General features: G+C 62.6%; 16 protein-coding genes. 7 read left to right on the top strand and 9 right to left on the bottom strand.

Features of this window, described 5'->3' with window-relative positions; all coding sequences use genetic code 11:
* Positions 1-209 precede the first annotated feature (209 nt).
* Positions 210-1,256 carry a GlxA family transcriptional regulator gene (locus tag RTP54_RS28260; protein WP_162703247.1) on the top strand — a complete coding sequence of 349 codons (1,047 nt, stop codon included), beginning with the start codon at positions 210-212 and terminating at the stop codon, positions 1,254-1,256.
* Positions 1,257-1,356: 100 nt separating this feature from the next.
* Here RTP54_RS28260 and RTP54_RS28265 read toward each other — a convergent pair whose 3' ends face one another.
* From RTP54_RS28265 to RTP54_RS28295, 7 genes are all read right to left on the bottom strand, one after another.
* Positions 1,357-3,363, bottom strand: a complete 2,007-nt coding sequence (locus RTP54_RS28265; protein WP_312367202.1) for a putative 2-aminoethylphosphonate ABC transporter permease subunit — start codon at positions 3,361-3,363, stop codon at positions 1,357-1,359.
* A 2-nt stretch (positions 3,364-3,365) separates the two neighbouring features.
* Positions 3,366-4,541, bottom strand: a complete 1,176-nt coding sequence (locus tag RTP54_RS28270) for a putative 2-aminoethylphosphonate ABC transporter ATP-binding protein (RefSeq protein ID WP_312367203.1) — start codon at positions 4,539-4,541, stop codon at positions 3,366-3,368.
* A gap of 83 nt (positions 4,542-4,624) precedes the next feature.
* On the bottom strand, positions 4,625-5,647 hold the full coding sequence (locus tag RTP54_RS28275; RefSeq protein ID WP_112815759.1) for a putative 2-aminoethylphosphonate ABC transporter substrate-binding protein: 1,023 nt from the start codon (positions 5,645-5,647) through the stop codon (positions 4,625-4,627).
* 369 nt (positions 5,648-6,016) lie between these two features.
* Entirely contained in the window at positions 6,017-7,471 is a 1,455-nt protein-coding gene (phnY, locus tag RTP54_RS28280) for a phosphonoacetaldehyde dehydrogenase (protein ID WP_112805827.1), read from the bottom strand.
* A gap of 10 nt (positions 7,472-7,481) precedes the next feature.
* Positions 7,482-8,750 carry a phosphonoacetate hydrolase gene (gene phnA, locus RTP54_RS28285; protein ID WP_312367204.1) on the bottom strand — a complete coding sequence of 423 codons (1,269 nt, stop codon included), beginning with the start codon at positions 8,748-8,750 and terminating at the stop codon, positions 7,482-7,484.
* Positions 8,751-8,771: 21 nt separating this feature from the next.
* A complete protein-coding gene (locus tag RTP54_RS28290) occupies positions 8,772-9,974 on the bottom strand; it encodes a 2-aminoethylphosphonate--pyruvate transaminase (protein WP_312367206.1) in 1,203 nt (400 codons plus the stop codon).
* 101 nt (positions 9,975-10,075) lie between these two features.
* On the bottom strand, positions 10,076-11,734 hold the full coding sequence (locus RTP54_RS28295) for a Na/Pi cotransporter family protein (protein ID WP_312367208.1): 1,659 nt from the start codon (positions 11,732-11,734) through the stop codon (positions 10,076-10,078).
* A gap of 112 nt (positions 11,735-11,846) precedes the next feature.
* Between RTP54_RS28295 and RTP54_RS28300 the strand changes: the two genes are divergently transcribed.
* The 6 genes from RTP54_RS28300 to RTP54_RS28325 all read left to right on the top strand — a co-directional run bounded on the left by RTP54_RS28300 (position 11,847) and on the right by RTP54_RS28325 (position 19,705).
* Positions 11,847-12,731 carry a LysR substrate-binding domain-containing protein gene (locus RTP54_RS28300; protein WP_112815762.1) on the top strand — a complete coding sequence of 295 codons (885 nt, stop codon included), beginning with the start codon at positions 11,847-11,849 and terminating at the stop codon, positions 12,729-12,731.
* A 288-nt stretch (positions 12,732-13,019) separates the two neighbouring features.
* Positions 13,020-14,336 (top strand): tlde1 domain-containing protein, encoded by a 1,317-nt coding sequence (locus tag RTP54_RS28305; RefSeq protein ID WP_312367210.1) that lies wholly within the window; start codon positions 13,020-13,022, stop codon positions 14,334-14,336.
* A 632-nt stretch (positions 14,337-14,968) separates the two neighbouring features.
* On the top strand, positions 14,969-16,456 hold the full coding sequence (locus RTP54_RS28310) for a nucleobase:cation symporter-2 family protein (RefSeq protein WP_409517228.1): 1,488 nt from the start codon (positions 14,969-14,971) through the stop codon (positions 16,454-16,456).
* An 84-nt stretch (positions 16,457-16,540) separates the two neighbouring features.
* Complete coding sequence (locus RTP54_RS28315) at positions 16,541-17,146, top strand: deaminase (RefSeq protein WP_162703243.1); 606 nt, start codon at positions 16,541-16,543, stop codon at positions 17,144-17,146.
* Positions 17,147-17,246: 100 nt separating this feature from the next.
* On the top strand, positions 17,247-17,672 hold the full coding sequence (locus tag RTP54_RS28320) for a hypothetical protein (protein ID WP_312367212.1): 426 nt from the start codon (positions 17,247-17,249) through the stop codon (positions 17,670-17,672).
* Positions 17,673-17,851: 179 nt separating this feature from the next.
* Positions 17,852-19,705 (top strand): ABC transporter ATP-binding protein, encoded by a 1,854-nt coding sequence (locus RTP54_RS28325; RefSeq protein WP_312367214.1) that lies wholly within the window; start codon positions 17,852-17,854, stop codon positions 19,703-19,705.
* A gap of 56 nt (positions 19,706-19,761) precedes the next feature.
* On the opposite strand, the gene RTP54_RS28330 is transcribed toward RTP54_RS28325, so the two are convergent.
* Both RTP54_RS28330 and RTP54_RS28335 read right to left on the bottom strand, forming a co-directional pair.
* Positions 19,762-20,712 carry a fatty acid desaturase gene (locus RTP54_RS28330; protein WP_409517229.1) on the bottom strand — a complete coding sequence of 317 codons (951 nt, stop codon included), beginning with the start codon at positions 20,710-20,712 and terminating at the stop codon, positions 19,762-19,764.
* Between the two features lie 270 nt (positions 20,713-20,982).
* Positions 20,983-21,789, bottom strand: a complete 807-nt coding sequence (locus RTP54_RS28335; RefSeq protein ID WP_312367218.1) for a PhnD/SsuA/transferrin family substrate-binding protein — start codon at positions 21,787-21,789, stop codon at positions 20,983-20,985.
* Between the last annotated feature and the right edge of the window lie 131 nt (positions 21,790-21,920).

Consider the following 21,920-nt stretch of genomic DNA (forward strand, 5'->3'; position numbering starts at 1 on the left):
CTTCCATCTGCGATCATTTTTGGCGTTTTGACAAGACACCCCGCGAAGCTCGGCACAGCAATCCGGATTTGCATTCAACTTCTGTGCCCATCGGGCATTTTGCCGATCGACAAGCTGCCTTGCGAGTAATTTTATGTCCGCTATTGTTGCATAATGTAATTTTATCTGCATCATGCAGCCATGTGCTGGGACGCGGATGGAGATGGACAGTGCAACACGCAAAGACCCAAGGCCGCCGGATCATCTTCTACCTGCTCGACGGCTACGCCCAGCACGGTTTTGCCGCAGCACTCGAACCGCTCCGCCTCGCGAACGATATTCTGCGCCGGCCGTACTACAGCTGGCGCATCCTCACCCGCGACGGCGAGCCGGCACGAACGAGCTGCGGGCTGCGCATGGTCGCCGAGGGTGGGTTGACCTCGGAACTGCACGGGCTCCACCAACCGGACCCACCCGATATGATCGTGGTCTGCGGTGGCAGCGCCATTCCTGCCGCCGATGCGAAGGCCGAGGGCTGGTTGAGGTTGTCGCGGCGGGCCCGCGTGCCCGTGGCAGCGCTTGCGGGTGGCCTCTACAGCCTTGCGCGTGCCGGCTTGCTCGAGGGGCGTCAATGCGCCGTGCACTGGGAGCATTTTCCCGATTTCTCGGAACGTTTCCTGACCGTCAATGCCCGCCAGACGGCGTTCGAGATCGACCGCGATGTGTATACCTGTGCTGGCGGCAGTGCGCCGTTCGACATGGTCCTTCGCATTGTCGAAGACGATCTCGGCCCCGACGTCTCAAACCGCATCTGCGAGCTGGCGCTGTCGGAACGGGTTCGCACCGCCGGCGATCGCCAGCGGCTGCCGCTGCAGACCCGGGTCGGCATCGACAACCGCCAGCTGATCGACATCATCGAACGGATGGAGGAAAACCTGGACGAACCGCTGAAACTCGCCGACCTCACGCCATCGACAGGGCTGTCGCGCCGCCAGGTCGAGCGCCTGTTCAAGCGGGAACTCGGGCGTTCGCCCAAGCGCTACTATCTGCAGATGCGACTTGAGCGCGCGCACCTGCTTCTCGTCAACGCGTCACTTCCGATCTTCGAGATTGCCGTCGCCTGCGGATTTTCCTCGGCGTCGCACTTCTCGCGCACCTATCGGGAGAGCTATGGCTGTACCCCGCAGCACACCCGCCTTCAGGCCCGCGAGCAAAGCCGGTCCGCGCGACCGTCCCAAGCACCTGATCGTCAGTTTCCCGATACGAAGGTCGCGTAGGCGTTCGGCCGAATTTCCTCACGAAAAGGGAAGCACTGCAGGCGGAGGCGTGTCGCGCCCCCGCCCATCAGATACCGATCCCCAAAGGAAAACCGCAGGCCTAGCGCCAGGCCTGCGTGCGCGTGAGCAGCCCGCGGGACACCGCAGCGTGGAGAAGCTTCGCCACGACGTTGGTGTAGAAAATCATCATGCCCATGGCTGCCGCCGGCGCGATGTCGCCGGCATCATCCATGTTGAGCACGGCGACCGAGGCAAGCTTGGTGTCCGTCGAATAGAGGAAGACCACGGCGGAAACGGTCGTCATGGCGTTGACGAACAGATAGATGCCGATGTTGAGGATCGCCGGCAGGCAGACCGGCAGGGTCACGCGGAAGAACAGCCGGTGGAAGGGTTGCTTAAGCGATGCACCGACGGATTCGAATTCCGGATCCATCTGCTTCAGCGCCGTCAGCGCCGTCAGATGCGCGACCGTGTAGAAATGCGTCACCGTGCAGACGACGAGGATCGTCATCGTGCCGTAGATCGAACTCAGCGGATTGGCCGGGTTGTTGAAGAAGAAGATATAGGCGAGGCCCAGCACCATGCCGGGCACCGCCATCGGCATCATCGCCAGGAAATGAAAGACGCTCCGGCCAAGGCGGAAACCGTCGGCCTTCTCCACCATATAGGCGCCGGCAAAGACGATCACCGAGCCGAAGATTGCCGTCAGCAAGGCGAGCTTGATCGAATTGGCATACGCCGCCCAGCCGCCGCCATCCATCAGGTCGAAGGCGAAATTCTTCGTCGTCAGCGTCAGGTCGTAGGGCCAGAACTTCACCAGCGCCGCGATCTGGCACATGACGATCATGCCGAGAACGAACAGGCTGACGAGACACGAAAACGCAAAACAAAGGCTGTCCCTGCGCCCACTGGGCTTGGGCGCATAGGGCACCGCGCGCGCCGAGAGCAGCGCCACCTGGCGCTTCTGCATACGGCGATCGACGACGAAGGCAAGCACCGCCGGCACCAGAAGAATGACGGACACGACCGCACCCATCTCGAAATTCTGCTGGCCGATCACCTGCTTGTAGATATCGACGGCGAGCATGCCGTACTGGCCGCCGATCACCTTGGGCAGCCCGAAGTCGGTAATGACAAGCGTGAAGACGACGAAGGCGGCCGAGACCAGGCCGTAGCGTGCGCCCGGCACGGTGACGGTCGTGAACGTGCGCCACTTGTTGGCTTTCAGCGACGCTGCCGCCTCGTAGTGGCGCGCATCGGCAACCGACAGCGCCGTCAGGATGATGAGAAAGGCATGCGGCAGCGTGAAGAACACCGAGCCGATGACGATGCCGATCGGGCCATAGATCGAGTAGCCGAGCAACCAATCCTTGAAGACACCCTGGTTGCCGAAAAGATAGACGAGCGCGATGCCGGGCAAGAGCGACGGCACGAGGATCGGTATGGTGAGAATGCCACGGAAAAGGCCCTTGAGCGGCATACAGCTGCGCGTCAGAGCATAGGCAAGCGCAAAGGCGATCGACACGGTCACCACCGTGCTGATCGACGCCATCAGCACCGAATTGTAGATCGAGCGGGCGAGTGCCGGCGTCGAAAAGTAGGTCTTGAAGTTTTCGATGCCGAAGGTGCTTGCCGGGCGTAAGACGACACGCCGGAAGGTGGCGGAATCATATTCGCGCCATTCTGTGCCCTTCTCGAGCGTCGAGCCGACGAGAAATGCCGCGCCGTCCGCCGTACCGCGAATGCGGTAGTGCACGGGGCTGCGGAAGTTGAACTCGGGGAAGAACTTGGTTGCGGCGAGCCGTCCATCGGAGTTGGTGGCGAGATCCTTCTCGGTGACAACGCCGAGGTCCCGGTTGAGCGCCTCCGCGGTGACGGCATCTGCCCAGGTCTTGCCCGTCTCGTCGCTCACCTGAAACTCGAAAGCCGCGAGATCGAAGCGGTAGGTCGACAGCGACTTCGACAGCATGACGAAAAGCGGCGCACCCAGTGCGACGATCAGATAGAGCCCGATGACGGCCATGAAGCCGAGCTTGACGCGGTCGTCGCGCGAGGTCTGCTGGCGCAGCCGCTTGCCCGGCGGTGCGTAGTCGATCGCGAGGCTCATCGTTACGCGCCCCTCGGATAGAGCAACAGGCGTTCCCTTGGGATTTCGACCTGGATGACGCCGCCCGTCTCGATGCGCAGCCGGCGAACCGCGTTCACCGAGAAGTCGGCAACGAGGGCCTGGTCACCGAGCCTTGGCGCACTCAGGCGCGTTCTCCAGAACATGCCGAGGAACTCCATCTCGTGCACTTGCGCGTCGATCAGGTTCTGCGGTGTCGCCGGCCGATCAAGCGAATGGACCGCATGGGCGTCGGCACCGTGCGGAATGATATCGACGGGCCGGACTACGGCCGTCGCCGCATCGCCAGCAGCCAGGCCATCGGTCGGACAACTGAAGGCCGAGTGGCCGATCTCGACCTGGCCATCGGGCAGCACCCTTGCCGGAAACTTGTTGGTTTCGCCGATGAAATCCGCAACGAACAGCGTCGTCGGGTGGCGATAGATTTCCGTCGGCGATCCGACCTGCTCGATGACGCCGTGGTTCATCACCACGATCCGATCCGCCATGGCGAGCGCTTCCTCCTGGTCGTGCGTGACCATGATCGTCGTCACGCCGAGCTTGCGTTGCAACGCCTTGATTTCGTGGCGCAGGTGCACGCGCACCTTGGCGTCCAGCGCCGACAGCGGCTCGTCGAGCAACAGCAGGCCGGGAGAAATCGCGATGGCGCGCGCAAGGGCGATGCGCTGCTGCTGTCCGCCGGAAAGCTGGGCGGGGTACTTTTTCGCCTGGGCGGGAAGCCCGACCGTTTCCAGCAACTCGGCGACGCGCCCGGCCACTTCCGCCTTCGGGCGGCCGGTGTTTTCGAGACCAAAGGCGATGTTCTGTTCGATGGTGAGATTGGGAAAGAGCGCATAGGATTGGAAGACGATACCATAGTCGCGCTTCGATGCCGGCAGGATCGAGATATCGCGCCCACCTTGCCGGATCATGCCATGGCTCTGCAGGTCAAGTCCGGCGATCGCTCGCAGCAGCGTGGTCTTGCCGCAACCGGAGGGCCCGAGAAAGCAGACGAATTCGCCCTTGCCGATGTCGAGGGAAATGTCGCGCAGGGCGGTGAAATCGCCATAGCTCTTCCAGAGATCGCGGATCTCGAGATAGGGGGGCGAAGAGATGTTCGCCTGGTCAGCGGCGCGGGGAATGCTCGTGGGCGTCGGTTCGATCGACAGGGCATGTCTCATCTGCAAGCTCCGCTGGCTGTCTGCGATTTCTGGAGAATGCGAAGGGCGGAACGCTGATGCGCTCCGCCCAGGATCGATCAGGGTCAGCTCTTCGGCTCGGACTTCGCGTCGTAGCGCTTCTGCCATTCCTTCAGGATGGTGGCGCGATTGTTCGCGGCCCATTCGAAATCGTTGTCGATCATCTTTGCAGCGATGTCGGAGGGCAGATGCTCGACCGCCTTGGCGACACCGGGATAGGCGACCACGGCATAGCCAGCATTGTACATTTCGTTGGCTTCCTTGGTGACCGACCAGTCGACCAGGGTCTTGGCAGCCTCCAGGTTCGCCGTCCCTGCAATGATCGCCGTCGCCTCCGCTTCCCAGCCTGATCCTTCCGTCGGAAAGATGATGTCGATCGGTGCACCGGCGCTCTTGGCCTTGGCGCCCGGGAATTCGAAGGAAACGCCGATCACGGCCTCGCCGGCACCCGCCATCTTGCAGGGCTTCGAACCGGAATGGGTATAGGCGGAAATGTTCTCGTGCAGCTTGTCCATGAAGGACCAGGCCTTCTCCTCGCCCCACATCTGCATCCAGCCGGAGACGTCGAGGAAGCCGGTGCCGGACGAGCTCGGGTTCGGCATGACGACATGGCCCTTGTATTCAGGCTTCGTCAGGTCTTCCCAGGTCTTAGGCGGCGTCAGCCCGAGCTTTGCGGCCTCCACCGTGTTGTAGCAGAGGGCGGCCACATAGGCGTCCATGCCGACCCAGCTCGGCGGCGTGTCGCGATCGACGAACTTCTTGTCGAGCGCCTCGACGCCCTTCGGCGCGTAGGCCTCCAGCATGCCCTCGGTTTTCAGGAGCAGCAGCGACGTGGCGGCCAGCCCCCAGACGACATCCGCCTGCGGATTGTCCTTTTCGGCGAGCAGCTTGGCCGTCATGACGCCGGTCGAATCGCGGACCCAGTTGATCGTGATGTCAGGATGCGCCTTCTCGAAGGTCGCCTTGTAGCGATCGAGGTCGACAGCCTCGACGGCGGTGTAGACGGTGAGTTCGGTCTGGGCTGAAGCAATGGTGGGCAGTGCCACGGACATGGCACCGGCAAGCATAAAAAACATATGTCTGTTCATGCTGAAAATCTCCTCTGGAAGCCTGGAAAAAATTCCGGGAAGCATGGCCGGCAATCTGTCGCTGCCCTTGTCCTGCACGCTTCAGGAGGCATTCTGCGTGGGTCATTTCAATTAGTAAAATTTATTATTCTTATCGTTGGCAAAGTAAAAACGATGGATCTTCTGCCGTCTTCTTCGGCATCTTCTGCACAATCGACGCCAAAACGATCAGCATCTGCATGAGCGCGTTGCAATTGCCGGCAGCAGGCCAAGGAAAAAGGGAGCTGCCGGTCGGCAGCTCCCAAAAAAGGTGGCCAGGCAGGGGACACCCGGATCACCGGAGGTTGATCACCAGACCAATATCACCAGGCCCATAGCACCGGGCCCAGATCACCAGGGAAGAGAAAACGTCTTGACGTTGGTGAAGCTTTTCATCGCCTCGATCACGCCTTCCTTGTAGCCGTTGCCGGAATCCTTGATACCGCCGAAGGGAGACATCTCGATCCGGTAGCCGGGCACTTCCCAGATGTTGACCGTGCCGACCCTGAGGCCGGCGATGTACTTCTGCATCCGGCGGAAATCGTTGGTGCAGACCCCCGACGACAGGCCGAAGGCGGTCGAGTTGGAAAGGGCGATCAGCGCATCGTCGTCGTCGGGTGCCCGCACGATCGGAATGATCGGCGCGAAGGTTTCCTCCATCACCAGCTCGCTCGCATGCGATACGCGATCGACCACGATCGGTGGCAGCAGGGCACCGCGACGGCCGGGATCGTACAGGATCTCCGCGCCCTGCTCGGCGGCCTTGTGCACCCGGCGCTCGAAGGTTTCCGCGGCACGGGCATGCACGACCGTGCCCAGTTCCGTCGTCCGGTCCATCGGGTCGCCGAAGCGCAGTTTTTTCGCCCGTTCCAGTACGAGGGGCACGAAGCGGTCGGCGACGCGCTCCTGGCAGAGGATGCGCTTGACGGCCGTGCAGCGCTGGCCGGAGTTCTTCGTGGCACCTGCAACGGCCAGATCCGCAGCCTTTGCCAGGTCGTCGTCGGAGAGGTCGTTCAGAATGATCAGCGGGTCGTTGCCGCCGAGTTCGAGGATCTGCCGCTTGTAGTGGGCGTTGGCCGCGATCAACTTGCCGACAGGTACGCTGCCGGTAAAGGTGATGAGGTCGAAGTTCGGATTGGTCATCATCTCCATGCCGATATCCGTCGGCCAGCCGGTGACCACCGACAGCATTTCCGGCGGCAAACCGGCCTCGTAGAGAATATCGGCGAAGACGAGCGCCGTCATCGGCGTCAGCTCCGTCGGCTTCAGCACCACGCAGTTGTTGGTGGCGATCGCCGGCGCGACCTTGTGCGCCACCATGTTAAGCGGATGGTTGAAGGGCGTGATCGCCGAAATGGCGGTCAGAGGCTCTCGCATGGTGAAGATCTTGCGCGCCTTGCCGTGCGGGGTGAGATCGCAGGAAAAGATCTCGCCGTCATCGCGAATGCACATCTGGCCCGACAGCGTCAGCACGTCAAAGGCCCGGCCGACCTCGTAGAGCGAATCCTGCTTGGAGATGCCGAGCTCCAGCGTGATGATGTCGGAGATTTCCTCCTTGCGGGCGACCAGCATCTCCGCCGCCTTCAACAGGATGCGCTGGCGCTCGTAGCGCGTCAGCTTCGGCTGATAGGCAGCCGCGATCTCGAAGGCCTTGCGGGCATGCTCGGCATTGCCGGCTGGAACGGTGCCGATGACGGCGTCGTTCCAGGGATAGTGCACCTCGATCACCCCGTCCGCATCGACCTTTTTACCGGCAATGCGCATGGGCTCGTGGCGCAGCGCAAACGTCGTTTCCACCTTGGTCATCGGCCGTCCCTCACTTTGCCGGCTGCGCTGCGGCAACCAGCGCATAATAGAAGGCGTCGAAGTTGCGCAGGGTGTCAGCCGAGGTCAACTCGGGCAGCTTGCGGTTGGCGATGAAGGGCACCTGCTGTTCGGTGAGGCCGCCATGCGAGCGCAGCGGCTCGTCGAGCGCGGCAAGATCGTGGCGATGTTCGCTGGTGCCGAGCGTCTTGTTCTCCGAGGAGATCAGCACGATATCGCCGATGCGATCGTCCGGCAGTTCGAACCGGATGCAGGCTTCGGGGCGCGAAAGAACGACGTCGATGCCGTCGATCGCCTGCAGCCGCTCGATGATCTCTTCCTTGTCCGCACGCTCCGGAAGGTAAGCGGTGGCGAACGAACCGAGCGCGCCGTGATGCACGACATAGGGGTCGGTGATCGGCAGGATGACACGGGCGGCATCCTTGCCGAGCCATCCGTCGAGCACGTCCTGCACGTAGATGACATCCGGCGAACCGTCGGCCTTGTGCTTCGGCTTCATGCCGTGGTCGGCCGTGACGATGATCGCTGCACCCAGCGCATCGAGTTCAGTCAGATACTTGTCGAACATCTCGTAGAAGGCATTCGCCTGGGGAACGCCAGGCGCATATTTGTGCTGCACGTAGTCCGTCGTCGTCAGATACATGACGTCGGGAGAAAACTCCTTCAGAAGCTTCACGCCGGCGGCAAAGACGAACTCCGACAGCTCTGCCGAATAGACCTCCGGCACCGGGCGGCCAAGCCAGGCCGAGGCATTGTCGATGCCGTGTTCCGCCTTGGTCGACGTATCTGACTTTTCCGAGGAGAAGCAGATTGCCCTGCCCTCGTCGAATTTCAGGCCATCGCCGAGCAGTGCGCGCAGCTTGTCCTTGGCGGTGACGACCGCGACCTTCGCGCCCGCATCGTAGAAGGCCTTGAAGATGGTCGGCGCGCGCAGGAAACGCGGATCGTTCATCATCACTTCTTTGCCGGTCTGCGGCTCGTAGAGATAGTTGCCGCAGATGCCGTGAATGGCCGGCGGACGGCCGGTGGCGATCGACAGGTTGTTGGGATTGGTGAAGCTCGGGATGACGCTGAGCGCCGTGCGTTCCGTGCCGGTCTTGCGAATGCGGGCAAGTGTCGGCATCAGCCCGGCCTTGATTGCCTCGTCGAGATAGGCGGGCTCGCAGCCGTCGAGGCAGATGGCGATGGCCGGGACGTTCGGCCAGGGATAGCTGCGCCGATTGGCGGTAACGGCAACGTTGATCTTGGACATCTGGTTCATCGGAAAAATCCTATCGTTCATTCAGGCGGCGAGACGGCTGCGTTCGGCAAGCGCGACCGCCGGAGGGGCGGCACTGGCAACCCCCATTTCGGTGAGAGATGTGCGTGCGGCCTCGACCACACGGCGCATGACATGCTCGTCCATTCGGCCGATGCAGCCGACGCGGAAGCTGTCGACGACCGTCAGCTTGCCGGGGTAGATGATGAAACCCTTTTCCTTCATCAGTTCGTAGAAGCGGTCGAAGGCGAAGGCCGGGTCGGCCGGGCTGAAGAAGGTAACGATGATCGGCGACAGCCAGCGGTCGGCAAGCAGCGTTTCGAAGCCCGCCTCGCGCATGCCGGCAACCATCACGTCGCGGTTCCTGGCATAGCGGGCGCCGCGGGCGGCAACGCCCCCCTCCTCGCGGTGCATCCGCAGCGCCTCGAGGAACGCGGCGACCACATGGGTTGGCGGCGTAAACCGCCACTGGCCGGTCTTGTTCATCGTCTCCCACTGCGCGTGCACATCGAGGCTGAGCGAATGGCTGCGCCCCTTGGCGGCCTCCAGCTCGCTCTTGCGAGCAATGACGAAGCCGAAGCCCGGCACGCCTTCGATGCACTTGTTGGCCGACGAGACGATCGCCTCATAGCGCAGATCGGCGATCCCAGCCGGAACAGCGCCAAACGCGCTCATGCTGTCGACCAGAAGCTTGCGGCCGCTGGCGTAAACGACGTCGGAGATTTCCTTCAGCGGATTGAGAATGCCCGAGCTGGTCTCGCAATGAACGACGATGACGTGGGTGATATCAGGATCGGCGTTGAGGGCTGCGGCGACCTCGGGACCGCGCGGCGGCATGTAATCGCCCTTGTCGATCGTCGCATGATCACGGCCGAGATAGCCAAGCGTCTGAACGATGCGCTTGCCGTAGGCGCCGTTGATCAGCACCAGCACCTTGCCGTCGCGCGGAACGAAGCTGCCGAGCATCGCCTCGACCGAGAACGAGCCGCTGCCCTGGATCGGAACGCAGTCGAATTCGCCCTTGGTATCGCCGGCGATGTCGAGAAGCTGGCGGCGCAGTTCCGCCGTCATCGCGCGGAAATCCCCATCCCACGAGCCCCAGTCCCGGAGCATCGCCTCCTTGACTTCATAGGCCGTGGTCAACGGTCCCGGCGTCAAGAGGTAGGGCTCGCCCAGCCTCGGCGTCTCCAAGGGTGAAATGGTTTTGTCAGAAGCGGTGTTCGGCATTGTCCGTCCTCACGTTGGCGTCTCCGGGGATGACAATGCTGTGGGCGGATATATATGTAAAATCGTTCTTTTGTATGAATCTATCGATTTTATCGATGTATCTATGCGGCGGGAACGAGGCGGCTTTCGAGCAGGTCGCCGGTCTCGCGAAGACGCGGATAGGCCATCGTCGTGACCAGTGAATTGAGCTCCTTCAGTGCTCGCACGATCTCCAGATGCATGTCGCTCGACTGGATGCTGGCGGCAATGCCCTGTCGCAGGCGCTCCAGATGGCTCTGGCTGCTCTCCTGCACCAGCCGGCGCACGTGTTCTTTCTGACGCACCATCTCGCGGGCGATGATCGGTTCGGGTGAAACCAGCAGATTCGCCGCAAGCTTGACGTTCGAAAGCACCGCGGCATGCAGCGACGTCAGTTCGCTCCAGCCAGCCGGCGAGAAGGCGCCGGCGCCGTCGAGCCGCTCCTGCGCCATGCGCAGCAAGCTCTTCGATACCACGTCGCCGGCATATTCCAGATGGATCGCCGCCTCGGTGAGCTCGATGCCGCGCCGGGACTGTTGCTCGCTCAAGACGCCGCGATTGACGGCGGCGATGAACAGCTTGATCTCGCTATGGGCGCGATGGATGTCGCTGTCGATGCGCCGCAACGCGTCGACGGTCTCGGGTGTCGGCGACGCGATCACGCTCATGACCGGGTCGAGCATGCGGGTTATCAGGCTGCCCATGTGCAGCACCTCGCGGGCGGCCGCAGCGAGCGCCTGCGCCGGCTTGTCGATCAGAGATCGATCGAGCGCGCTGACATGCGTCGCGAGGCTCGCATCCGTGCCCGTGGCGGACTCTGGCGTCAGAAGCCGAAGGACGTGCGCCATCACACCACAGGACACAAGACCCAGAAGCACCAGCGCGGCATTGAAGAGCACGTGCAGATTGACGAGTTGGGCTGCGACCGTTGCGCCAGGCAGCCACGCGAAGGACACCTGCAGGGAAAACAGCGCGAAGACGACGGCACTGAAGAGTGCGCGAAAGATCAGATTGCCGAGCGGCAGGCGCCTGCCCGCGACCGGCAGGCCACGCGTCAGCCACAGCGCGATCAATCCTCCGCCGAGATTGACGCCCAGAACGAGCGGAATGCCGACATCGAGCGGCAGCAGGCCCTTGGCAGCAAAGGTCAGGATCAGAAGGATCGCGGCAACGCTCGAATGCAGACCCCAGGTGAAGAGCGCGGCCACGATCATCACCGTCAACGGATCCTTGCTCAGCATTTCGATCGCCGTTGGCAGCAGCGGGCTCTGGCCGAGCGGCAACGTCGCATGGCCGATCATCTGCAGCGACAGGAGCAGCAGCCCGATGCCGAGCACCGCGCGCCCCGCCTCGATTGGCTTTCGAGCACGCGCCTTCAGATGCAAGAGGCCGCCACCGGCAATCAGGAGCGGCGCCAGCCAGTGAAGGTCGAAACTCAGGATCTTGACGACGAGGGCCGAGCCGAGGTCGGCGCCGAGAAGCACGGCCAGGCCGGCATCAAGCGCAAGCGCACCACTCACGGCAAAGCCGGCGGCAAGCATGGCAACCGCCGTCGAACTCTGCAACGCGATCGCGATCACGCAACCATACGCCGCCGCCCGCGGCCTGCCGCCCGCGCCGCCGACGGCGCGCGTGACGACATCGCCGCACGCGGCCTCCACCCCCTTCTTCACGAGGCTGACGGCATAAAGCAGCAGCACTGTTGCCGCGGCAAGCTCGAGGGCGACAGCCGAAAGGTTCATGGGCGCGCTCCGGAAGGGGTTGCATCAGGAAACTATCATTTGCCCCTTTACATAAATCAAATCGTTCGTTCTGATGGTTCCATTGGCAGAACTTATCTTTGGAGATGTTTCCGTGCGCTATGTCCAGCTCCGTGCCTTCCACAATGTGGCGATCCATGGCGGCTTCTCGCGGGCAGCAGAGGCACTGTTCCTGACGCAGCCCGCCGTCTCCGACCAGGTTCGCAAGCTGGAGGAGGAGTATGACGTCCTGCTCTTCAACCGGAACAAGAAGCAGGTGACACTGACTCAGTCCGGCCAGCAGCTTCTGGAAGTTACCCGCCGCATGTTCGACGTCGAACAACAGGCGCTCGATCTTCTTTCGGAATCGCGGGCGCTGCGGGCGGGAAAGCTTCGGATCGTCGCGGACGCTGCACACCATCTGCTCCACATCCTGGCCGCCTTCCGCCGGGCCTATCCAACCGTCCAGGTGTCGATCGATGCCGGCAACACCGAGACGGTGATCACCAGCCTTCACGCCTACGAGGCCGATATCGGGGTTCTCGGCGAAATCCCGCTGGTTGGCGATTTCGACGTGCTCAAGCTCAACTCAACCCCGATCGTCGCCTTCGCCAGCCGCGACTATCCGCTGGCTGGCCGCCAGACCGTCACGTTCGAGGAACTGTCGAGGCATCCCCTCGTCATGCGCGAACGCGGTTCAAAAACCCGACAGAAGCTCGAGGCGATGGCGGAACAATGCGGGGTGGTGCTGACACCGCTGATCGAGGCGGAGGGCCGCGAGGCCGTTCGCGAAATCGTCGCCGCCGGGGGCGGCGTCGGTTTCGTCTCGTCCGCCGAGTTCGGCCAGGACAACCGCCTCGTCCCGATCCGGATCGATGCCCCGGAGATGCTGATGGACGAAGCGCTCATCTGTCTGCGCGAACGCAGCAACGGCAAGCTTGTCCACGCTTTCTATGAGATCGCGCGCAAGCTGACGAAGGGGCCGTCCGGCGACGATTAAGGTCAGCCCTCCCCGAACCGTGGCGCGGCTTCCTGCGCCCTCTAGACCCGGCCGAAGGCCGACCAAAGTGCCCGATCGGCGCAAGAATGGCGATTCAGATCATTTTCCGGAGATCGAAAGCAAAATTTAACCATAGTTGTTCATCTTTTGTCGATCGGTCGTCAAGAAGGGGACAATCCAGAAATCGCGCAGCGGCTGCCGCTCGGCGGCCTGGATACCTTTGTGGGATTTACTGGCTTGGTTTGCGTTGTGAATAAGATTGTTCGTCCAAGATCTTTGCACCGTCTGTTGCGCCCGCTGCTGGTGACCTGCTGCGGCGTCGTCATTGTCGGCACGGCCGCTGGCTCGATCGCCGGCGTCGCCTCGATGGGCAGCGTGTTTGCCCATGGCTCGGGCCACCTGCTTCCAAAGCCGCAACTGCATCTGGCGGAGCGAGCAACGGAGCGCCCGTGGGTCAAGCAGACCCGGGTCAAACCGACGCCGACGCTCATGGCGGCAGAACCTGTCGTGGCGAGCCTGGGCAACAGCCTTCAGAAGTCCGGCCGACTTGTCGCGACCACTGGCGATGCGGAGGCCCGGGGCAAATCGGTGCTGCGCGACGCCATGGTGAAGCAGGCTGTCCTTGCCGCCCTTGCCACCCGGCCGCCTGCTGGTAACACCGGTGATGCGATGAGGTCGAGCAATGCCATAGCGACGCTCGACACACCTTCGGCCGAGCGTTTCGCCCGGCTGCCTGTCGCTTCGACCGAAAAGCCCCCCACGCAACTTGCCTATGCAGCACCCTCCCAGAGCGCGGCGGCCGGAACGGCCTTCTCGGCGCTGATGGCAACATCGATCGAAGATGATCCCTCCGAGCCTCAGGATGACGATACCGACACCGTCGATGTCTCCGCCGACATGCCGGATTATGCGGACACACCGGTCTCGGGTCCGCTGCCCCAGCTTCGCCCTCGCGACATGCAAGCCCAAAAGCCTGCAGCCGAGCCGGCGAAATCCGCAATCCGACAATTGCAGGACGGAGCAGAGGCCGAAATCGAAAACACCGCGAAGGCCGATATCCGCGAGACGCCAAAGCAGCAGAAGGTTGCTTTCGTCCGGCCAGACAATCCGGCGACTGACCGCTCCGGCGGCGGTCTCGGACAAACCTTGCGCAACATGTTCGGTGGCGGAGCGAAAGCCGGAAACGGCGTCGCCGTCTACGACATCAGTGCCGCCCGGGTATACATGCCCGATGGCAGCGTGCTCGAAGCCCATTCCGGCATCGGCAAGATGGCCGACAATCCGCGCTACGTGAACGTCAAGATGACCGGCCCGACACCACCGCACACCTACAACCTCCGGATGCGCGAAACGCGATTCCACGGCGTCGAAGCGATCCGCATGCTGCCGATCGACGGAAAGAACAAGCACGGCCGCGATGGCTTCCTGACCCATAGCTATCTCTTGCGCGGAAAGCGGGCGGAATCGCACGGCTGCGTTGCCTTTGCGGACTATCCGCGCTTCCTTGCTGCCTTCAAGCAGGGCAAGGTCCAGCAGATCGTCGTGGTCCCGAGCGGCGGACGTGCAGCCGGCATGTACCTGGCATCGAACGGGAAAAACAGCTGAACATCCATCGACGCGATGGTGACGGCGCCCGCGCATAAGCACAATCGGAAATTGTGAAAATCCGGAGGGCGAAACGCTGTCGCCATCGGCCGAGGCGCGCACCGGAAACGCCTTCGAGCTTCGTGGCTGAGAGGCACGCCTTCGCCTCCGCCGGAACAATCGCCCGCGCACCGGCTTGACAGGTTCAGCTAAAAGATTGCAAGCTTATTGAAAGCGAAGGCTTACGCCCTCGCAATATTCGCCCCGTTCAACGCATGTTGATGACGATCCGGAGTTCGCACCTCCTGGAACAGGGTCCTAGCGAAACTGGCCAATCGCCGGTTCAACTATGGAGCTGTTGGGCATGAAGGAAGACCTTCCCTCTCGAGACTTTGGCCGTGATCGCCGGACCACATCCGGGCAAATCACCGGCTCCGGCTGTCGTTGCATTGCCTGCGACAACCAACGCGATGCCGACGCCGCGCGAAGCTCGCCGGTGGGCAGATCTCGCTCCGGCAACGGCCACCACAATCGGCAAGGCTCTCAGCTTCAGGCATGAGCACAGGCTCCGGCATGTGCCCGCGCCCCGATGGCCATGCCCAAATGCCCGATCGAAATCGGGGCGCAATCCGCAGCGAAACGCAAGCAAAGGTATGGAGGAGTTTACCTTGGCATATGCAGAAGCAGAAAGTGCATCCGACACGCGCCCGGAAGACGAAAAACTCGGCATCGGCGCCAACATCGCCTATGGACTTCAACACGTTCTGACCATGTACGGCGGCATCGTCGCCGTGCCCTTGATCGTCGGCCAGGCGGCGGGGCTGAGCCCCGCCGAGGTTGGCCTGCTGATCACGGCTTCGCTCTTTGCGGGCGGGCTTGCCACCATTCTGCAGACCCTGGGACTGCCGTTCTTCGGCAGCCGCCTGCCTCTCGTCCAGGGCGTATCATTCTCCGGCGTGGCGACGATGGTCGCCATTTCCGGCAATGGCGGAATTCCCTCCATTCTGGGCGCCGTGATCGCGGCGTCCGTGATCGGGCTACTGATTACGCCGGTTTTCTCGCGCATTACCCGCTTCTTCCCGCCGCTTGTCACCGGGATCGTCATCACCACCATCGGGCTGACGTTGATGCCGGTCGCCGCGTTCTGGGCCATGGGCGGCAACAGCAGTGCGCCCGGTTTCGGCAGCACCGCCAACATCCAGCTGGCGGCCGCGACGCTCGCCATCGTTCTGCTCTTGAGCAAGCTTGGCAGCGCCGCGATCTCGCGGCTCTCGATCCTGCTGGCGCTGGTGATCGGAACGGGCATTGCCTATGTCGCCGGCATGACCGACTTCTCGCAGGTTCCGAACGGCCCGGTCTTCGCCCTGCCGACAGTATTCCATTTCGGCTATCCCACCTTCGAGATCGCCGCCATCGTCTCGATGCTGATCGTCATCATCGTCACGCTGGTGGAGACGTCGGCCGACATTCTTGCCGTCGGCGAGATCGTTGAAACCAAGGTCGATTCCCGCCGTCTGGGGGATGGCCTGCGCGCCGACATGCTGTCGAGCATTCTCGCCCCGATCTTCGGTTCGTTTACGCAAAGCGCCTTCGCGCAGAACGTCGGGCTTGTCGCCGTCACCGGCGTCAAGAGCCGCTATGTGGTGGCGACTGGCGGGGTTTTTCTGGTCCTGCTCGGCCTTCTTCCGGTGATGGGACGGATTGTTGCGGCCGTGCCCAGTTCCGTTCTTGGCGGTGCCGGCATCGTGCTGTTCGGGACGGTCGCAGCGAGCGGCATTCGCACCCTCTCCAAGGTCGACTACCACAACAACATGAACCTGGTCATCGTCGCGACCTCGATCGGCTTCGGCATGATCCCGATCGCTTCGCCGGGGTTCTACGAACAATTTCCGGCCTGGGTCGCCACCATCTTTCATTCCGGCATCAGCTCCGCCGCGCTGATGGCGATCGTCCTCAACCTGCTGTTCAACCACGTCAAGACCGGAAATGCCGACCAGCAATCCGTCTTCGTGGCCGGCACGGAACGGACGATCCGGTACAAGGACATCGCGCCTCTTCGCGACGGCGACTACTTCCTCAACGGCAGGCTCTATGACGCAAAGGGCATCGAGATACCGATGCTGCCCGAGGGCGCGCATTGAGGACCGTTTGACGACACGTTCCGGACCGAAAGGCGACCCTCGGTCCGGGCCAGATTTGCTTTCGACATATCAAGGAGATGAAGAATGTCAGAAGAAAACGAAACCGCGCGCCTGATCGACGCCCTGTTCAACACTATGGAGGCCGGCATCATCCCGGCGACAGAGATCGGCGTTGCCGCGGGCAACAAGGTCTTCGGCGCAGCACTGCTGCGCAAATCCGACCTCTCCACCGTCCTGGTCGAAACCAACAACGAGACGGAGAACCCACTGTGGCACGGCGAGGTGCATACCCTGAAGCGTTTCTACGAAATGGCCGGTTCCGAGCGGCCGGATTCGAAGGATCTCATCTTCCTGTCGACCCATGAACCGTGCTCGATGTGCCTTTCTGCGATCACGTGGGCCGGGTTCGACAACTTCTTCTACTTCTTCAGCCACGAGGATTCCCGTGACGCGTTTTCCATCCCGCACGATCTGAAGATCCTGAAGGAGGTGTTCACGCTGGAGCCCGGCGGCTACAACAGGTCGAACGCCTTCTGGAAGGGCCAGTCGATGGCCGGGCTCATCGAGAAGATGCCCGAACCGCAGCGTTCGGATCTCAAGGACAGAGCCGCCGCGATCAGCCGCAAGTACGACGATCTGTCCGCCGTCTACCAGGCGAGCAAGGACGGCAACGCCATCCCCCTCAACTAGGCACGACGCCAGTGTCCTGAAGCGGGCGGCAGGGATGCTCCGGGACTGGCAGTCCAGAGCATCCTTTCCGCCTTCAGCGGGTCGGAAGACACCCGCACGGATGTATCCACCGCCCGGCGACACCCGGGCGGTAATGCCCACGCCTGCCCTGTCGGCCAGCGCCCGCCGGCTGATAATCCGGTTCGTCGCCGTGGAACCTTTCCGGCCTTGCGAGGTTAGACGCAAGAGCTTGCGCGCCCGCAGCGGTAGGGAGTGGCAGATGAGCAAGGAGAAGATTGGCAGAGCGAGGCTGAAACTGCGTTTGCCGGCCTATAGGCATGTGCTTTCAGACTTGAAGAGCCCTTCGCTGAGCGAAATTTTCGTGGCCTATGCCGAGGCCTCGATGCACCTTGATGCCTTGCGCGCGGCCGAGCATCCGGATCCGCAGATGATCGAGGAATACGAGCGGGTCTGCCGCCAGATCGAAAACAGCATCGAACCGTATCTGCGGATGTTTCGACCGCCACGCGCGTCGGATGCCCGCTGACGGCGGCTCCGCAAAGCGTGGCGGAAAGGCGCCTCCTGCGCGCGAGTTCACTGCACGGCGGAAACCAACAACCCTGGCCTCACGAGAATATTTCTAATTGAGATTGCAGCACGAAGGTGATCCTATCTTCTGGTGTAGCCGAATCCTCGCCTCCCTTCCGTCCCGAACCCGAGCGAGCCATGTCGATTTCAGATGCAATCTACCGTCCCTTCGAGACGTTGATCAGGCCGTTGGACATTCCCTATCAACCGCTGCCGTCCAAGGGGCCGGTGGCCGTTCTTTTGCACTTCATATCGATGTTTCGCGGCGTGCTGATTGCGCTGGCCCTCTCCTCGATGGCGATCGAGGCCATCAATCTCACCATCGTCTGGGGGCTCTCGGTCATCGTCGACGGGGTGACGCAGATGGGGGCCTCCGCCTTCCTGGAGAGCGAATGGCGCTTCCTCGCCTTTCTCGGCTTTCTGATCTTCCCGGTCATGCCGATCGCCTCTTTCCTCCTGAACACGCTCAACTCGCACACGCTCGGTGTCGGCATGCCGGCGGCGATCCAGTGGCAGGGTCACAAGGCTGTCGAACGGCAGGATCTTGCCTTCTTCCACGACCTGTTTGCCGGACAGGTCGCCTCGCGGCTGTCGCAGGTCTCATCAGCCGTTCAGCAGCAGATCATCGCCGCCTTCCAGTCGATCCCACGCTTCCTGTTGCAGATGGTCGGCTCCGTCGTCCTCTTGGGCAGCCTGTCCTGGCAGCTTGCCCTGCCCGTCGTCGTCTGGATCGCGCTCAACGTGGCGCTTGCGGCCAAGATGGCGCCTATCTTCGTTGCGCGCTCGCGCAAGACCGCCAAGCAGCGCAGCCTGCTGGCCGGCGCAATCACCGATCTCTACACCAACATGCAGATGATCAAGCAGTTCGCGGCGGAAGACAGCGAGGCCGGAGCGATCCGCCGCATCATCACCAGAACGATGCAGACACAGCATAGCGAACAGCGCATCTACCGCACGTCGGAACTGACGGTCGTGGCGATGAACATGGCCCTCTGGCTGGCCATGCTTTCGATCGGTTTCTCCGGCCTGGTCGACGGTTATCTCACCGTCGGCGAGTTCGTCGGGGCCGTCTATATCCTGCAGCGGCTGTCGGCGCACACCTTCACCTTCCTGCAGATGGGCCAGCAAATCTTTCAGGCGATCGGTACGATCAAGGATGCGATGCCCGTCATGACGACGCCGCCGACCATCATCGATCGGCCTGGAGCAACGAGCCTTGCGGTCCACGGCGGCGAGATCCGCTTCCAGGACGTGTCTTTTGCCTACAAGTCCGGAAAGTCCGTGATCGACGGTCTGTCGCTGACGGTCCGGCCGGGGGAAAAGGTCGGCCTGGTCGGCCTCTCCGGGGCCGGCAAGACAACGATCGTCAACCTTTTGCTGCGCTTCTACGACATCGAACAGGGCGCGATCACCATCGACGGCCAGGATATCCGCGATGTGAGCCAGGCGAGCCTTCGTCGCAACATCGGGGTCATCGCCCAGGACGTGGCCCTGCTGCATCGTTCGGTCGGCGACAACATCCGCTACGGCCGTCCCGAGGCGACGCAGGACGAGGTCGAAGAGGTGGCAAGGACGGCCAGGGCCGACCTGTTCATTGCCGATCTGGCCGATGGCGAAGGACGCAAGGGCTATGGCGCCTTCGTCGGCGACCGCGGCATCAAGCTTTCCGGTGGCCAGCGACAGCGCGTCGCGATCGCCCGCGTCCTGTTGAAGGACGCACCGATCCTCGTGCTCGACGAGGCCACATCCGCCCTCGACAGCGAATCGGAAGCCGCCATTCAGGAAAAGCTCGACCTGGTGATGGAAGGCAAGACGGTGATCGCCATCGCGCATCGGCTCTCGACCATCGCGATGATGGACCGCATCGTCGTGGTCGATGAAGGGCGCATCGTCGAAGAAGGCAGGCCGGACGAGCTGATCGAGCGGGACGGTCTGTTTGCCCGCCTGTGGAAACGCCAGACGGGCGGCTTCATGCCGGAAGAGTTGACCTGACGCGCCTTTCGATCGGTAGCCACCCAAGTGTCCCCGCGACACGTCCCTGGCCGAAGCTATGCGGTGATTTCGACCGGTTCGGCCGAGCGGCTTTCCGTCGGCTCCGGAGCGTGCCTGTGCAACGGATGACGCGGATCGTCGTGGGGGCTCAACAGGTAACGCCGGGCGACCTCGAGATAGCCGTCGTAGACAAGGCCACCATTGGCGGCGATCAGCGTCTGGCGATGCCGGCGATAGAGCAAGGGGATCCGGTACCAGGGCACGCCGGGCCGCTGGTGATGCAGCACATGGAGATTGTTGTAGAGAAACAGAAGCCCGAACAGCCGGCTGTTCTCGACGATCGCCGTGCGCTCGTCATGATGGTCGGCGTAACGATGTTCGGCATAGGAGCGCAGCCGGCTCAGCGCCGCGCCGACATAGACGAAGCCGACCAGATAGAGCCAGAGCGGCATGCCGCACACCGCGACGACCCAGGTAAGAACGACGGCCACGCCGATCGCGTGCCTGAGCCAGAGTGCTGCGCGCTGCCGGTCGTCATCACGCACGAGCGCGGCTTCCTGCGCAAGAAAGCTGACGATCATCACCATCGGCCCGAGCGTCAGTCGGCCGAGCAAGGTGGTGTTCCAGGCCGCGAGCAGCCGGCCGGCGGCCCCCATGCGTTCCCAAGCGCTCTGGGTGAAATAGGAGGATTCCGGATCCTCGATCGGATCGGTCAGGTGCTCGTCGCGATGGTGCGTCAAGTGCCCCTCGCGATAGATGGCATAGGGCAGCCAGAGAGACAGCGGCGGCCAGGCGATCGCGTCGTTGATCACGCGGCTGCGGGTGGGATGCCCGTGAATGAGCTCGTGCTGCAGGGATCCATGCCAGGCCACCAGCCAGCCGCCAAGCGCAATCACGGCGACGACGGGCAGTGATTGCCAGAACCATGTCACCGCGAGAAAGCCGCCATAGATGACCAGCGCGAGCGCGACGGTTTGCCATTCGACGCGAGCAAGGGTGCTCAGCATCGAAAATGGAGGAAGGGGTGCTTCCGACTGGGAATTGTGCATGAGGCGGTTTCCGGCGGGCATGAACGATGGCATTCGGGCGGCAATATAAATGCCCGACCGCTTCCGCCGCGCCGTATCGCTTTGCAATCAAACGGCAAACCGGGGAAAGCCATTGCGTTTGAACGGCAGCGGCTGAAATATTTATCTATATAATCTATAGACTAATGCGAGTGCCCGCGAAGCGCCTTGATGCGGTCATCCGCTGGCCGGCAAATTGCCGGCCGCACTTCAGGCGAGCGTGGGATAGCCCCGGCCCGCGGCATCCCGGTCGAATGCGGCGAGTGTCTCGTAATCGGCATCGCCGAGCAGGCTGATGCCTTGAAGCGAGAGGGTGTCGCAAACCTCGGCAAGGGCCGGGTCGGCGATCGTTTCCGCCAACGCGCGACGCAGGATCACCAGGTCTCTGGCCGGAGTCGATGCGGCCGTGATGAAAGGCAGGCCGGGTCCCTTGGCCGTTTCTGCCAGGATACGGAGACCGGCGACACGATCGGGCTCGAAGCGCTGCGTGTTGCCGAAGGTCACGCAATCGATCGCCGCGACATCCGCAGCCCCGCTCGACACCGCCTCCATGCTGGCGCGATGCCCGCCCGTCTGCAGGACGCTGGCGAAGAACCGGCCATCCACCGCATGAGGCGCCACGAAAGCCCGAAACAGGTTGTAGCCGGAATTGCTGCCCGACGCGTTGATCGCCGCGCGACCGCCTCTCAAATCCGCGATCGATGTCGCCGACGAACCGGTATTGACGACGATGAAACTGCCATTGAGCGGGCCGTCGCAGCCGGGAAAGCCATAAACGGGGGTCGCGACCAGTTGCACCTTCCCGCGCAATTGCCGGACATAGGGATAGCCGCAGGTCTGGCCGAACAGCAGATCCGGGCGGAGCCAGGCCTCGTCGTAGTGAAGATCCTCGTCGAGTGCTTCGGGCGCCTCCAGGCCATGGCCGCGAATGCGCTGTGCGAGCGCGCGCCAGAACAGCCGCGTCGCCTCGTAGAGCGGCGGCGGGCTGACATACATGGCAAGGCTGGCAACGGGCATGACCGCACTCCGGAATGATACGCCGGAAACCTATGCATTACATAGAATTAAACTTCAACACGCAGCCGTTGTCGCCGCCCGGATATCCAGAGCGTCCTGCCTGGCCAAACGACCGCCCGCGTGCACCAAAG

Origin of the sequence: Ensifer sp. (genome assembly GCF_031989085.1) — a bacterium.
Lineage (GTDB): Bacteria > Pseudomonadota > Alphaproteobacteria > Rhizobiales > Rhizobiaceae > Ensifer.